Annotated in this window: 11 protein-coding genes; 3 read left to right on the top strand and 8 right to left on the bottom strand. The window is 60.0% G+C overall.

All coding sequences use genetic code 11. From position 1 onward, the window contains the following. Positions 1 to 5 precede the first annotated feature (5 nt). On the bottom strand, positions 6 to 1,652 hold the full coding sequence (locus KW568_RS00055) for a GMC family oxidoreductase (RefSeq protein WP_004575175.1): 1,647 nt from the start codon (positions 1,650 to 1,652) through the stop codon (positions 6 to 8). 234 nt (positions 1,653 to 1,886) lie between these two features. Between KW568_RS00055 and KW568_RS00050 the strand changes: the two genes are divergently transcribed. Then, a complete protein-coding gene (locus tag KW568_RS00050) occupies positions 1,887 to 2,774 on the top strand; it encodes a LysR family transcriptional regulator (RefSeq protein ID WP_003253138.1) in 888 nt (295 codons plus the stop codon). Here the strand turns inward: KW568_RS00050 and KW568_RS00045 are convergent. Genes KW568_RS00045 through KW568_RS00035 form a run of 3 tightly spaced genes read right to left on the bottom strand, consistent with a single transcriptional unit; the run spans position 2,763 to position 5,771 of the window. Next, positions 2,763 to 3,581, bottom strand: a complete 819-nt coding sequence (locus tag KW568_RS00045) for a sulfite exporter TauE/SafE family protein (RefSeq protein ID WP_004575176.1) — start codon at positions 3,579 to 3,581, stop codon at positions 2,763 to 2,765. The genes KW568_RS00050 and KW568_RS00045 overlap by 12 nt on opposite strands. Then, positions 3,578 to 4,846, bottom strand: coding sequence for an FAD/NAD(P)-binding oxidoreductase (locus KW568_RS00040; RefSeq protein WP_004575177.1), 1,269 nt, complete (start codon positions 4,844 to 4,846; stop codon positions 3,578 to 3,580). The genes KW568_RS00045 and KW568_RS00040 overlap by 4 nt, the downstream gene beginning before the upstream one ends. A gap of 40 nt (positions 4,847 to 4,886) precedes the next feature. Then, on the bottom strand, positions 4,887 to 5,771 hold the full coding sequence (locus tag KW568_RS00035) for an MBL fold metallo-hydrolase (RefSeq protein ID WP_003253146.1): 885 nt from the start codon (positions 5,769 to 5,771) through the stop codon (positions 4,887 to 4,889). Between the two features lie 222 nt (positions 5,772 to 5,993). Here KW568_RS00035 and KW568_RS00030 point away from each other — a divergent pair, with 222 nt between their 5' ends. After that, positions 5,994 to 7,286, top strand: coding sequence for a sigma-54-dependent Fis family transcriptional regulator (locus KW568_RS00030; protein ID WP_004575178.1), 1,293 nt, complete (start codon positions 5,994 to 5,996; stop codon positions 7,284 to 7,286). 129 nt (positions 7,287 to 7,415) lie between these two features. Further along, positions 7,416 to 7,823 carry an RcnB family protein gene (locus KW568_RS00025; RefSeq protein ID WP_003253149.1) on the top strand — a complete coding sequence of 136 codons (408 nt, stop codon included), beginning with the start codon at positions 7,416 to 7,418 and terminating at the stop codon, positions 7,821 to 7,823. Between the two features lie 64 nt (positions 7,824 to 7,887). Here KW568_RS00025 and gyrB read toward each other — a convergent pair whose 3' ends face one another. The 4 genes from gyrB to dnaA are packed head-to-tail and all read right to left on the bottom strand — an operon-like array spanning position 7,888 to position 14,093. Then, a complete protein-coding gene (gene gyrB, locus KW568_RS00020) occupies positions 7,888 to 10,308 on the bottom strand; it encodes a DNA topoisomerase (ATP-hydrolyzing) subunit B (protein ID WP_004575179.1) in 2,421 nt (806 codons plus the stop codon). A 4-nt stretch (positions 10,309 to 10,312) separates the two neighbouring features. Beyond that, complete coding sequence (recF, locus tag KW568_RS00015) at positions 10,313 to 11,416, bottom strand: DNA replication/repair protein RecF (RefSeq protein ID WP_003253154.1); 1,104 nt, start codon at positions 11,414 to 11,416, stop codon at positions 10,313 to 10,315. A 15-nt stretch (positions 11,417 to 11,431) separates the two neighbouring features. Then, a complete protein-coding gene (gene dnaN / locus KW568_RS00010; protein ID WP_003253156.1) occupies positions 11,432 to 12,535 on the bottom strand; it encodes a DNA polymerase III subunit beta in 1,104 nt (367 codons plus the stop codon). Positions 12,536 to 12,575: 40 nt separating this feature from the next. Beyond that, the gene (gene dnaA, locus KW568_RS00005) at positions 12,576 to 14,093 is read right to left on the bottom strand and encodes a chromosomal replication initiator protein DnaA (protein WP_003253158.1); all 1,518 of its coding nucleotides are present in this window, start codon (positions 14,091 to 14,093) and stop codon (positions 12,576 to 12,578) included.

Genomic DNA, 14,093 nt, shown 5'->3' with positions numbered 1-14,093 from the left:
CCGGGTCAGGGCGTCGGTAACGCGTCTTCGTTCAGGTAGGTCTGGGTAGCAGCTCCTTTGAGGATCAGTTGCGCCGCCTTTTCGGCGATCATCAGGGTGGGGGAACAGGTATTGCCGGACGTTATCTGCGGCATGATCGAAGCATCAGCCACACGAAGACCGGGGATGCCATGCACGCGCAGCTGGTTATCCACAACGTCCATGGCACCGTTGCCCATGCGACAGGTACCGACCGGGTGGAAGATGGTGGTGCCGATCTTGCCAGCGGCCTCGAACAGTTCTTCCTCGCTTTGCAGCGCTGGGCCCGGCAAATATTCCTTGGGCTCGAAAGCGGCGAGGGCAGGGGCCTGGACGATGCGCCGGGTAAGGCGAATGGCATCGGCAGCAACCCGCAAGTCCTGCGGAGCACTGAGGTAATTGGGGTCGATCAGCGGCGTGCTGTTCATGTCGGTGCTGCAGATGTCGATGCGCCCGCGGCTGACCGGGCGCAGGTTGCACACCGAAGCCGTAAAGGCCGGGAACTGATGCAACGGCTCACCGAAGCGTTCCAGTGACAGCGGCTGCACGTGATACTGAAGGTTGGCGGTGGCCTGTTCAGGGCTTGAACGCACGAACGCGCCTAACTGGCTCGGCGCCATGGCCAGCGGCCCGCTACGGTCGTAGAGGTAACGCAGGCCCATGCCCATCTTGCCCCACAGGCTGTTGGCCATCTGGTTCAAGGTACGGGTGTTACGGATCTGGTAAATCAGGCGCAGTTGCAGGTGGTCCTGCAAGTTGCCACCAACGCCTGGCATATCGTGGCGAACACCAATACCCAAGCTTTCCAGCAACTGACGCGGGCCGATGCCGGAGCGCTGGAGGATGCCCGGAGAACCAACCGCCCCAGCACAGAGAATGATCTCGCGGCGCGCCGCAAACTCATGCCAGGTCCCTTGCCAGAGCGCCTTCACCGCCCGTGCGCGGGTGTTGTCGAGCAGTACCTGGTCAACCTGCACGCCGGTCAGCACAGTGAGGTTGGCGCGATCCTTGATCGGCCGCAGGAAAGCTTTGGAAGCGTTCCAGCGCACACCACTGCGCTGGTTGACCTGAAAATATCCACAACCCTGGTTGTCGCCGGTGTTGAAATCGTCGATCTTGCCAATACCACTCTGCTCGGCGGCATCACGGAAAGCATCAAGGATCGGCCAGCTGTAGCGTTGGCGCTCGACCCGCCATTCGCCCTCCGCGCCGTGGTGCTCGCTGGCGCCGGCAAAGTGGTTTTCGCTGGCCTTGAACAGCGGTAACACATCTTTCCACGCCCAGCCGTCGTTGCCTTGCGCGGCCCAATGGTCATAGTCGGCGGCTTGGCCCCGCATGTAGATCATGCCGTTGATCGACGAACAGCCACCTAGCACCTTGCCCCTTGGATAACCCAAAGCGCGACCGCCGAGGCCAGGCTGTGCCTCGGTCTTGAAGCACCAGTCTGTGCGCGGGTTGCCGATGCAGTAGAGGTAACCGACGGGGATGTGGATCCAGGGATAATTGTCGCGGCCACCCGCCTCCAGCAGCAGCACGCGGCAGGAAGGGTCGGCGGACAAACGATTGGCCAGCAGGCATCCGGCAGGACCGGCCCCTACGACCACGTAGTCGAAGACAGAATCGGCTGATGGCATGTGCAACCTCGCGCCTGTTTTTTATTCTTGTCCCGATCCATCTTAGTGAGTAATTTCGTGGATGAAACACGAGATTTCGCGCAGCCGCTGTGCGTTTTAGCACAGTGGCAAGCCTGTACCGACCTTTTCGCGGGCTCGCCCGCACCTCAGGGATCACGTTACCTTCAGGGTGTTCACCGCACCTGTGGGGCATGCCCGTGAAGAGGCCGGAACGAACTGCCATAAAGGACAAGCATGTTCGACTGGAATGATCTGCGGTTTTTCCTCGAGTTGCAGCGCAGCGGCCGCCTGCTGACCGCCGCCAAGCGCCTGAACACTACCCACAGCACCGTGGCCCGGCATATCGAGAGCATCGAGCAGAGCCTGGGGACCGCGCTGTTCGTGCAGCATGCCCAGGGCTACGAGCTGACCCCCTCGGGCCAAGCCCTGCTCAAGCATGCCGAAGCCATGGAGAACGTCGCCTTGCTGGCACAGGAGGAAATCACCCAGGCCATCACCCCACTGGGCAAGATTCGCCTGGGGGTAACCGAAGGCATCGGCATCATGTTCTTCACCCCACGCATGAACGCGTTGTTCGAGCGCTACCCCGGCCTGGAGGTGGAACTGGTAGCGGTGCCGCGTTTCGTCAGCATCCTCAACCGCGAGGCAGAAATCAGCATCCATCTGGAGCGACCCAACGCCGATCTGCTGATCACCCGCAAACTCACCGACTACCGCTTGGCACTGTACGCCAGCCAGGACTACCTGGACCGCGCACCGCCACTGCGCAACCGCGAAGACTTGGCCCGGCACAGCTGGATCGGCTACGTCGACGATTTGCTGTTCAGCCAGGAACTGCTGTTTCTCAACAGTTTCTGCCGAGCACCCAACGTGGTGTTTCGCAGTACGAGCGTGATCGCCCAGCAAGCTGCCGCCCGCGCCGGGCTGGGCATCGCCGTGCTGCCCAACTACATGGCCCGCCACGACCCGACACTGGTGCGCGTGCTGCCGGGAGAAACCATCCAGCGCAGCTACTGGATCTGCACCCGCCGCGAGCTGCACAAGTCTGTGCGCCTGCGGGTGGTGTGGGACTACCTGCTGGCGTTGTGCGCGGCCGAACAAAGCGAGTTGCTAGCCGAGTAGTGCCTTGCCGGCCAACAACAGGGCAGCGGCCCAACCTGCCACGGCAAACATCTGCTGCAGACGCGGCCCGGCCAACCTGGCTGCCAAGGGTCGCGACAGCAGCAGGCCAAGCACCGCGCCGACGGCAAACGGGGCGCCAACCTGCCAGTGCATGACGCCCGCAAGGCTGGCGCTGACCACACTGCCGGTAGAGACCAAGGCAATCACCGCCAGCGAAGTGGAAACGATGCTGGCCATGCGCAGGTTGGTGTAGCGGTTCAGGGCAGGGATGATGACGAACCCCCCACCCACGCCGAGCAGGCCGGACAACAACCCGGACAAGGCACCCGTGAATGCCAATGCGCGCGCGCAGGGCAGGGTCCAGCGCAAACGCCCCTGCAACGGGTTCAGCACACACGGCTCGATAAAGCGATGAGCCTCATTGGCTTCGCCACGCAGTTCTTTGGCCGCCTTGCGCCAGATACGCAGGCAGGCATAAACCAGCACGCCGGCGAATACCAACTGCAACGGTGTATTCGGCAGGCGGTGCGCCAGCATCAGCCCGAACGGCGCTGCTGCCACACCAACCAACGCAATGAACAGCGCAGCCCGATAACGCACCAGCCCTTGGCGCAAGCCCAGCACTGCGCCAACCGCTGCAGCCAAACCTACAGCCAACAGGCCCACCGGTGCCGCTTCGACCATCGATAACCCCAGGCCGAACACCAGTAAGGGTACAGCGAGAATGCCACCGCCTGCTCCGGTCAGCGCCAGCACAGCGCCGATGATTGCGCCCAGGCCCGCCCCTAACAGTTGATGCTCGATCACTGCCCACCCTCGGCTACCAGCTGCGGGCGTGCCAACCACTCGCGCCCCTTGAGCATGCCTTGCCAGTACAACGGTGGCAGCGCCTGTGCCTTGAGCAGCCAGGCCAGGCGTGTCGGCTTGCGGCCATCGAGTAACCAGTTGGGGAAGCTAGGTGCCAGCTTGCCGCCATAGGTGAACTCGGCCAGGACAATCTTGCCGCGCTCGACGGTAAGCGGGCACGAGCCATAGCCGTCGTACTGGGTCAGGGTCGCCAGCCTGCCCAGCGCCACCAGCACATTGTTGGCGACCACCGGTGCCTGCTTGCGGGCCGCAGCGGCGGTCTTGGCATTGCTGGTGTTAGCCACGTCACCCAGGGCATGAACGTTAGTGTATTTGCGATGGCGCAGGGTATGCGGATCGACGTCAACCCAGCCGGAGCTATCAGCCAAGGGGCTTTCGCGAATGAAGTCTGGCGCCACCTGTGGCGGTACCACGTGCAGCATGTCGAAGACCTCGATGCGCGTCTCGCTGCTGCCATCGGGCAAGGTACGCAAGAATGTAGCGCGCTTTCCCGGGCCGTCTACGGCAACCAACCTGTGAGAGAAGTTGAGATCGACGGCGTATTTTTCGATGTACTTCATCAGCGCGGGCACGTAGTCCGCGACACCGAACAGCACGGCACCCGCATTGTAGAAGCTGGCTTTCACCGCCCCCAAATGGCCATGGCGCAGCCAGTGATCACAAGACAGATACAGCGCCTTCTGTGGTGCACCGGCGCACTTGATCGGCATGGGCGGCTGGCTGAACAGCGCGCGTCCTTGCTTGAGCTTTTGCACCAGTTCCCAGGTATAGGGCGCCAGGTCGTAGCGATAGTTGGAGGTGACACCGTTGCGGCCCAGGGTCTCGCTGAGCCCATCGATGGCCGCCCAGTCCAGCTTGAGGCCGGGGCAGACGATCAGCTGTTCATAGCTGATGGCGCGAGCATCATCGAGGATGACCAACTGGCCCAACGGGTCGAATCCCTTTACCCGCGCCTTGACCCAGCGCACACCGCGAGGAATGGTCGACGCCATGGTGCGAGCAGTGCTGGGTGCCTTGAACACACCGGCACCGACCATGGTCCAGCCGGGTTGGTAGTAGTGCACTTCGGCAGGGTCGATCAAGACCACGTCCAACGATGGGTCGCGGCTGATCAGGCTGGAAGCAGTGGCGATACCGGCGGCACCGGCACCGACGATGACCACCTTGTGGTGGTCGGTATTGGCAGGGGACAACAAGGCAGGCATGGCGGCAAATCCTGGAAATCTGATTATGGGGGCAGGGCGGTTACAGCTTGTTCAGCGGGATCTTCAGATAGCTCACGCCGTTCGCCTCCGGAGGGGGTAGCTGGCCGCTACGCATGTTCACCTGCACCGAAGGCAGGATCAGTACGGGCATTTCGAGCGTCTTGTCACGGGCTTCGCGCATGGCAACGAAGCTGTCCTCATCGATACCCTGATGGATGTGAATGTTGCTGGCGCGCTGCTCGGCGACAGTTGTGACGTACTGCATGTCGCGGCCACCCGGCAGGTAGTCGTGGCACATGAACAACCGAGTCTGATCTGGAAACGCCAGCAGGCGACGGATTGAGCGGTACAAGGTGCGGGCATCGGCCCCGGGGAAGTCGCAGCGGGCGGTGCCATAGTCGGGCATGAACAAGGTGTCTCCAACGAACACCGCGATCTCGCCGGCATCTTCGATCATGAAACTCATGCACGCGGGTGTGTGCCCAGGCGTGTGCAACGCACGGGCCTGCAGGTTGCCAATACGGAAACCTTCCTCGTCTTCGAGCAGTACATCGAACTGGCTGCCATCACGGGCGAAGCCGGGCTCTGCGTTGAACAAGGCGCCAAACACTTTCTGCACCTGGGTAATGTGCGCGCCAATTGCGGTATGGCCGCCCAGCTTTTCTTTCAGGTAGGCAGCCGCTGAAAGGTGGTCAGCGTGCACATGGGTTTCCAACACCCACCGCACGCTGGCATTCAGTTCATTCACACGCTCGACCAAGCGATCAGCCGAAGCGCTACAGGTGCGCCCGGACTTGGGGTCGTAATCCAGCACGCTGTCGATCAATGCGCATTGTCGGGTTTCACGGTCCATGACCAGGTAGCTGATGGTCGAGGTCGCCTCGTCATAGAAGGCGTCCACGTGAAGGTTGTTGCCGATGATCATCACGTTCTCCAATTTATCCGCCCCGCCTTGTACAGGCGTAGGCAGTGACAGGAGCTTTATCAAGATGCATGCCAGGCTTTTTGCCACTCACTGGCCAGTAAAACCGGCCAGTTGCAGACCGCTGCGGGCAAAACTGGCAGCCCAGGTGGCAGTCGACTGACAGCCAATGGCAGTGTTTGGCAGTCCTTGTTACCCTGCGTCGGTCATCCATACGGTGCCGACATGCCTGAAGCCCATCCTCTCATCCTAGCTCTGGTTTCCTACCTCGAGCACGATGCCCTTCCGACCATCGTGTTGGACACCGACTACAACATCCTCGCCGCCAATGCGGCCTATCGCCGTCAGTTTGGCCGGCATGATCAGGCCCCACTGGGCGAGAAGTGCCACAGGGTTTCGCACCACTACGCTGTGCCGTGCGACCAGGCTGGCGAACATTGCCCGATGCGCAAGGCGTGGGACAGCAAGGTACCGGAGCGGGTATTGCACATTCATCACACACCACGCGGCCCGGAGCATGTGGATGTGGAGTTGCGGCCGATCCTGGATGAGCAGGGCAAGGTAGTTGCCTTTGTCGAACGCCTCACCACCATCACCCTCGCTTCGGCGCAGCCACAGGAGCAAGGGTTGGTCGGCCGCGCGCCAACCTTCAAGGCCGCGCTGGCCAGCCTGCAGCGTGCGGCACCGGCGCAGATCCCGGTGTTGTTGCAGGGGGAGTCGGGGACCGGCAAAGAGCTGTTCGCCCGCGCAGTGCATATGGGCAGCCCCAGGGCCAACGGCCCACTGGTGGTGGTCGACTGCACCGGCCTGACCGAGTCGTTGTTCGAGAGTGAACTGTTCGGCTATGAGAAGGGTGCGTTCACCGGGGCGAATCAGCGCAAGATCGGCTTGGCCGAGGCGGCGCATGGCGGCACCCTGTTCCTCGATGAAATTGGTGAAGTGCCGCTGGCGATGCAGGTGAAGTTGCTGCGCCTGATAGAGTCCGGGAGTTTCCGTCCCGTGGGCAGCCTGCGCACTGTGCATTCGGATTTCCGCCTGATATCGGCCACCCATAAACCACTTAAACAAATGGTCGCGGATGGCTCCTTCCGTGAAGACCTGTATTACCGCATCAGCGGCTTCCCGATTCGTCTGCCTGCATTGCGCGAACGGGTGGAAGATCTGCCGCTGCTCGCACAGAGCCTGCTGCAGCGCATGGCCGGCCAGCCGACGCCCAGGCTGAGTGAAGACGCCTTGCAGCAACTTGCGTTGCATCCGTTTCCGGGCAATATCCGCGAACTGCGCAACATTCTGGAACGCGCGCGTTTGTTTGCCGATGACGGTTTGATCAGGCCAGAGCATTTACCGGAAGACACCGGGCTGGCTGGCGCGGCTAAAGGAAGCGGCCGTCGCAATGACCTGGGTGAGCTGGCGCAGGCGCTGGAGCAGTTCAAAGGCTCGCGCAGTGAACTGGCCAGTCATCTTGGCATGAGTGAACGCACGCTGTATCGCCGCTTGAAAGCGCTCGGGCTGAACTGAAAGAACGCCAGACTTTACCGGACCTTTACCTGCGCCCTGACATTGAAAGGGAAAAATCGTGGTCTGATCAGTTAACCGAACCTGGCAATCAATACTTGCCAGGCGATTACAGGCAGAGGACCGCATCAAATGAAGAAAACCCTAACCGTGATCTGCGCCGCGCTCATGCTCAGCACACCGCTGGCAAGCTTCGCGCAACCGGGCCCGCCTGATCGGCATGATGGCGGCCCATCGCACCAAGGCAACCCGCCACAGGGTCAACCACAGCACCAGGGCCGACATGACAATGGCCGCGGTCCTGCTTACCGTGATCCAAACTTCCGCCCACAACAAGGCATGCCGATACCTCATAAGCAGTGGCAGCGTGGTCATGCCGTTGATCCACATTACCGTGGTGACCGTTACTGGGTAACTGACTGGAAAGCGCGCCACCTGTATGCGCCACCTCGTGATCATCGTTGGCTGTATGTGAATGGCGACTATGTGCTGGTGGCCATTGCCAGCGGTGTGATCGTGAACATTCTCACCGGCTACTGATTGTTTGCAGACACTAAAAAGCCCGCATCAGCGGGCTTTTTAGTGTCTGGCGAATTACACCTGATCAGAAGTCCAGGTTCGACACCGACAGCGCGTTACTTTCGATGAAGTCACGACGCGGCTCGACTGCATCACCCATCAGGGTGTTGAAGATCTGGTCAGCGGCGATGGCATCTTCGATAGTGACCTTGAGCATACGGCGAACGGTCGGGTCCATGGTGGTTTCCCACAGTTGGTCCGGGTTCATCTCACCCAGCCCTTTGTATCGCTGAATCGTATGGCGCTTGGTGGTCTCGTTCATCAGCCAATCCAGGCCCTCTTTGAACTCGACGATTGCCTTGCGGCGTTCACCACGCTGCACGTACGCACCTTCACCCAACAGGCTCGAAAGCTTGGCACCAATGTTGACTACGGTACGGTAGTCATTGCTGCCGAAGAAATCGCGGTTGAACGTGATGTAGCTGGCCAGACCGTGAGAGGTAATTTCCACTTCAGGCAGCCATACGTTGCGCTCTTTGTCTTCACGCAGGCTGGCGTTGTAAGCCAGGCCAGACTTCTGGCTGGAGTTCAGACGCGCCTGGAACTGGGCCAGCCAGGATTGCATCACTGCGTGGTCACCCAACTGCTCCAGGGTCACCTCAGGCAGGTAGACGAAGTGCTCGGTCAGCTCTTCCGGGTACAAGCGCGACAGGCGCTTGAGAGTCTTCATGACACTACGGAACTCATTCACCAGCGCTTCCAGCTGCACGCCGGAAACTGCTGGCGCCGATTCGTCCAGGTGCAGGCTGGCATCTTCCAGAGCCGACTGGGTCATGTACTCTTCCATGGCCTCATCGTCCTTGATGTACTGCTCCTGCTTGCCTCGTTTCACCTTGTACAGCGGCGGCTGGGCAATATAGATGTAGCCACGCTCGACCAGCTCCGGCAGCTGACGGAAGAAGAAGGTCAGCAGCAGCGTACGGATGTGCGAACCGTCAACGTCAGCATCGGTCATGATGATGATGTTGTGATAACGCAGTTTGTCGATGTTGTACTCTTCACGGCCGATACCACAGCCCAGCGCAGTGATCAGCGTGCCCACTTCCTGGGACGAAATCATCTTGTCGAAGCGCGCTTTCTCGACGTTGAGGATTTTACCCTTCAGCGGCAAGATTGCCTGGGTACGACGGTTGCGGCCTTGCTTGGCCGAGCCACCCGCAGAGTCACCCTCCACCAGGTACAGTTCGGAGAGAGCAGGATCCTTCTCTTGGCAGTCGGCCAGCTTGCCCGGCAGACCCGCGATATCCAGCGCACCTTTACGGCGGGTCATCTCACGGGCTTTACGGGCGGCTTCACGGGCGCGAGCCGCGTCGATCATCTTGCCAACGACGGCCTTCGCCTCGTTCGGGTTTTCCAGGAGGAAATCGGCGAAGTACTTGTTCATCTCCTGTTCCACGGCGGTTTTCACCTCCGAGGAGACCAGCTTGTCCTTGGTCTGCGAGCTGAACTTCGGGTCCGGTACCTTCACCGAGATGATTGCGGTCAGGCCTTCACGGGCGTCGTCGCCAGTGGTTGCCACCTTGTTCTTCTTGGCCAGGCCTTCCTGCTCGATGTAGCTGTTAAGGCTACGGGTCAGCGAGGAACGGAAGCCCACCAGGTGGGTACCGCCATCACGCTGCGGAATATTGTTGGTAAAGCACAGCAGGTTTTCGTTGAAGCTGTCGTTCCATTGCAGGGCGACTTCAACACCCACGCCATCGTCACGCTGAACGTTGAAGTGGAACACCTGGGAGTTGACCGGCGTCTTGTTGGTGTTCAAGTACTCGACGAACGCACGCAGACCGCCTTCGTACTTGAAGAACTCTTCCTTACCGCTGCGCTCGTCCTTCAGCAGAATGCCAACGCCCGAGTTGAGGAACGACAGCTCGCGGATGCGCTTGGCCAGGATGTCCCAGCTGAAGTGAATGTTCTTGAAGGTTTCAGCCGATGGCTTGAAGTGGATGTGGGTACCCGTGGTTTCACTGTCACCGACAACCGCCATAGGCGCTTGTGGAACACCGTGAACGTAAGTCTGTTCCCAGATCTTGCCGCTACGGCGAACGGTCAGAACCAGCTTCTCGGACAGGGCGTTCACAACCGACACACCTACACCGTGCAGACCGCCGGATACTTTGTAGGAGTTGTCGTCGAACTTACCGCCGGCGTGCAGCACAGTCATGATGACCTCGGCTGCGGAAACGCCTTCTTCCTTATGCACATCGACCGGAATGCCGCGACCGTTGTCGCGCACACTGATAGATTCGTCCGGGTGGATGATGACAGTGATGTCATCGCAGTGACCGGCGAGGGCTTCGTCGATCGAGTTGTCGACCACCTCGAAGACCATGTGGTGCAGGCCACTACCATCATCGGTGTCGCCAATGTACATGCCGGGACGCTTGCGTACGGCATCCAAACCTTTCAGCACCTTGATGCTGGAGGAGTCGTACGTTTGATTTTCGCTCATGCCTTCACTCCCGATGGTCGTGGGTCTGGGTGATACGGCCTTGTTCCACGTGGAACAAAGCAACTGGCGTTTCCGTCTGCCAGCCTTCCCTCAGTAATTCGTGATCTACACAGGTGATGAACACCTGGCAGCGTAATTCTTCAAGCAAGCGGCACAGTGCGCGGCGATGCTGGTCATCCAGTTCGGACGGCAAGTCATCCACGAGATAAATACAGTGACCGCGGCGAGCCTGACTAACGAGGTGGCCTTGGGCAATGCGCAATGCGCATACCACCAACTTTTGCTGACCACGCGACAGGATGTCGGCTGCGTTGTTGCCAGCCAACCGCAAACGCAGATCAGCACGCTGCGGACCGGCTTGGGTATGGCCCATCTGCTGATCGCGAAGGAGGGAGGAGGCGAGCACTTCTTGCAGTTCCCGGTCCTTGTCCCAGCCTCGGTAGTAGCTTAGGGTCAACCCGTCCAGCTCGACCAGTTCGCTCAGGGTTCGCTCGAAGACGGGCTTCAAGGCCTTGATGTAGTTGCGACGGTATTCATCTATTTCCGCGCTAGCCAGGCACAATTCCCGGTCCCAGGCGGCTTGCGAAGCTGGGTCAAGTGTACCATGACGCAACCATGAGTTCCGCTGCCGCAGCGCCTTCTGAAGGCGTTGCCAGGCTGGCAGAAAACGAGGTTCCACGTGGAACACCCCCCAGTCCAGAAACTGGCGGCGTATTTTGGGGGCGCCTTCAAGCAGCCGGAAACTGTCTGGGTTGATGAGCTGAAGCGGCAGTAACTCAGCCAATTGCGCGGCGCTGCGCGCATTTTGCCCATCGATGCGGATAGTAAACTCCCCTTGTCGCTCACGGGACACACCCAGGTTACTCGTACCACCCTCCGTCAGCTGAACCTCGCCGAACACAGTACAGGCAGCCTGTTCGTACTGAATAACCGGATTCAGGCGGGTGCTGCGAAATGAACGGGCCAGCCCGAGCAAATGCACGGCTTCTAGCACGCTGGTCTTGCCGCTGCCGTTGGCGCCGTAAAGGATGTTGATGCGGGGGGAGGGTAAGAGTGTCACCGGGTGCAAGTTGCGCACCGCGGTGACCATGATACGTCGAAGGGACATTTCGCCTGCTACAGGTTACAGGCGCATCGGCATGACAACGTAGGAAGAATCGTCATTGCCAGCTTCCTGCAGCAGCGCACTGCTGTTTGAATCGGACAAGATCAGACGAACTTGCTCAGTAGTCATCACGCCCAGCACGTCCAGCAAGTAGCTGACGTTGAAACCAATCTCCAGCGAGCTACCTTCGTAGTCCACGCTGATTTCTTCTTCAGCTTCTTCCTGCTCAGGGTTGTTAGCCTGGATCTTCAGTTGACCGGCAGCCAGTTGCAGGCGAATACCGCGGTACTTTTCGTTGGAAAGAATCGCAGTACGGCTGAAAGCTTCACGCAGCGCCTGGCGGTCTCCGACAACCAGCTTGTCACCGCCTTTGGGCAGTACGCGCTCGTAGTCCGGGAACTTGCCGTCCACCAGCTTGGAGGTAAAGGTGAACTCGCCAGTAGTGGCGCGGATGTGATGCTGGCCCAGCACGATGCTGACCATACCTTCAGGATCGGTCAGCAGGCGCGCCAACTCCAGGATACCTTTACGCGGCACGATGACCTGGTGTCGATCCTCCTGCTCGATCGGCGCGCTCATCGAGCAAAGCGCCAGGCGGTGACCGTCGGTGGATACGGCCCGCAACGTGTTGCGGGAAACCTCAAGCAGCATGCCATTGAGGTAATAGCGCACATCCTGCTGGGCCATGGCGAAGCTGGTTCGCTCGATCAGGCGGCGCAGCTTGCTCTGCTCCAGGTTGCAGGTCAGCGAACCCGGGCCTTCTTCCACAGTCGGGAAGTCATTGGCAGGCAGGGTCGACAGGGTGAAGCGGCTGCGGCCGGCCTTTACCAACAATTTCTGCTCATCGACCTTGATATCGATCAGGGCGTCGTTAGGCAGGCTTTTGCAGATGTCCATCAGCTTGCGCGCCGGAACAGTGATCTCGCCAGGCTCTGCCGGCTCTTCCAGTTGCACGCGGCCTACCAGCTCGACTTCCAGGTCGGTACCGGTCAACGACAGTTGCTGGCCTTGTACGACCAGCAAGACGTTGGACAGGACCGGCAAGGTCTGACGGCGCTCGACGACACCGGCGACCAGTTGCAGGGGTTTCAACAGGGCTTCGCGTTGAATGGTGAAATGCATGGTCTAGTCCCTTGCCTTCAATTAGCTGCGCAGACGGCCATCAGGTCGTCAGCGTCCGCAGCAGGTTCTTGTAGTCCTCGCGGATGTCCGCGTCGGATTCCTTCAGTTCATTGATTTTGCGGCAGGCGTGCAGCACGGTCGTATGGTCGCGACCACCGAACATGTCGCCGATTTCCGGCAGACTGTGGTTGGTCAACTCCTTGGACAGGGCCATGGCTACCTGACGCGGGCGCGCGACAGAACGCGAACGACGCTTGGACAACAGATCGGAGATCTTGATCTTGTAGTACTCAGCGACAGTACGCTGAATGTTATCCACACTGACCAGTTTGTCTTGCAGCGCCAACAGATCCTTGAGCGATTCACGAATCAGCTCGATGGTGATGTCACGGCCCATGAAATGCGAGTGAGCGATAACCCGCTTCAGTGCACCTTCCAGCTCACGGACGTTGGATCGAATGCGCTGAGCGATGAAAAAGGCTGCGTCATGCGGGAGCTCGACTTTGGCCTGGTCGGCCTTCTTCATCAGGATCGCTACGCGGGTCTCCAGCTCTGGCGGCTCGACAGCCACCGTCAGGCCCCAACCAAAGCGCGACTTCAGACGCTCTTCCAGGCCTTCGATTTCCTTGGGATAGCGGTCAGAGGTAAGGATTACCTGCTGGCCACCCTCAAGCAAGGCGTTGAAGGTGTGGAAAAACTCTTCTTGCGAGCGCTCTTTGCGAGCGAAGAACTGGATATCGTCGATCAGCAACGCGTCCACCGAGCGGTAGAAGCGCTTGAATTCGTTGATGGCGTTGAGTTGCAACGCTTTGACCATGTCCGCGACGAAACGCTCCGAATGCAGGTACACGACCTTGGCGTTCGGATTCTTCTTCAGCAGATGGTTACCCACAGCATGCATAAGGTGGGTTTTACCCAAACCCACACCGCCATAAAGGAACAGTGGGTTGTAGCCATGCTTAGGGTTGTCCGCAACCTGCCAGGCAGCCGCGCGGGCGAGCTGGTTCGACTTACCTTCGACGAAGGTGTCAAAGGTAAAGGTCCGGTTCAGGTAACTGGTGTGCTTGAGCGCACCTTCAACCTGCACGGTGCGCTGTTCAGCCCGGCCACCACTGGGCGGCGCAGCAGCAGGCTCGGCCATGGCATCAAAGCTGTCACGCGAAGACGTCTCGACCAATACAGGCTCGGCCGCGGCCACGGCAACGGGTTCAACCGCTGCTGCCGGGGCCGTCTTGTGCGCCTGAGTCTGCGCCAGCGAAGCCGCAACGGCAGCGCTGACCGGCGCGTTGGGCGCAGCCCTTGGGGCCGAGCTGCGGCGGCTACCTATTAATAAGGAAAGGGCTGGTGCAATGCCGCTACCGTTCTCACCCAACAGCTCGAGCAAACGACCCAGGTACTTTTCATTGACCCAATCGAGAACGAAACGGTTAGGCGCATAGACGCGCAACTCGTCGCCTTCGGCTTCGACCTGTAGCGGACGGATCCAGGTGTTGAATTGCTGGGCAGGCAGTTCATCGCGCAGAAGCTCCACGCACTGCTGCCAAAGTTCCACTGACAC

Source organism: Pseudomonas sp. HD6515 (assembly GCF_024971855.1).
GTDB classification, from domain to species: domain Bacteria; phylum Pseudomonadota; class Gammaproteobacteria; order Pseudomonadales; family Pseudomonadaceae; genus Aquipseudomonas; species Aquipseudomonas alloputida.
Note: the sequence above shows the minus strand (reverse complement) of the source record. Positions and strands in the feature narration are given on the sequence as shown.